A 553-nucleotide genomic window follows, 5' to 3' on the forward strand; every position below is an offset into this window, starting at 1 on the left:
ACGCGGTCGCCGAAGAGTCGAAGGTCGAGGCCGAGCAGCAGCTCGCGCGGGCGGCCACCGAGATGCCGCCGGAGTATGTGGGCAAGGTCGGACAGGTGCTGTTGACCTGCCTGGACCCTGATGGGGTGCTCACCAGCGACGACGACCGTGCTCGACGCCGGGAACTGCTGTTGGGTAAGCAGCGTGTCGATGGCATGAGCGAGATCCGGGGTGTGCTCGACCCGCAGCTGCGGGCGTTGTTGGATGTGGTGCTGGCCAAGTGGGCACGCCCGGGGATGTGCAATCCCGAAGACCCCGACAGTCCCCGTATGGGACCCGGCACGATCGACCAAGACACCGTCGAAGCGGCGGCGGGGCGGGATCGGCGCAGTGCGGGGCAGCGTAATCATGACGCGGTCAAGGCGTTTCTCGCCGCTGGGGGTGGTCCGGAGAACCTGGGTAGTCATCGGGGTGTGCCGGTGTCGGTGGTCCTGACGTTGAGCCTGGCGGAGTTGCAGTCGGGGTCGGGGTACGCCCGCACCGGGTCGGGGTCGGTGATGTCGATCCCGGATGC

The 553-nt window shown here is 68.0% G+C and carries 1 protein-coding gene; it reads left to right on the top strand.

All coding sequences use genetic code 11. The features are described 5' to 3' along the window. On the top strand, positions 1–553 hold a 553-nt coding region (locus QMO76_RS35205; protein WP_306365703.1), incomplete at both ends, for a DUF222 domain-containing protein.

It is taken from the genome of Nocardia sp. CC227C, from assembly GCF_030767025.1.
Classification (GTDB): Bacteria; Actinomycetota; Actinomycetes; order Mycobacteriales; family Mycobacteriaceae; genus Nocardia.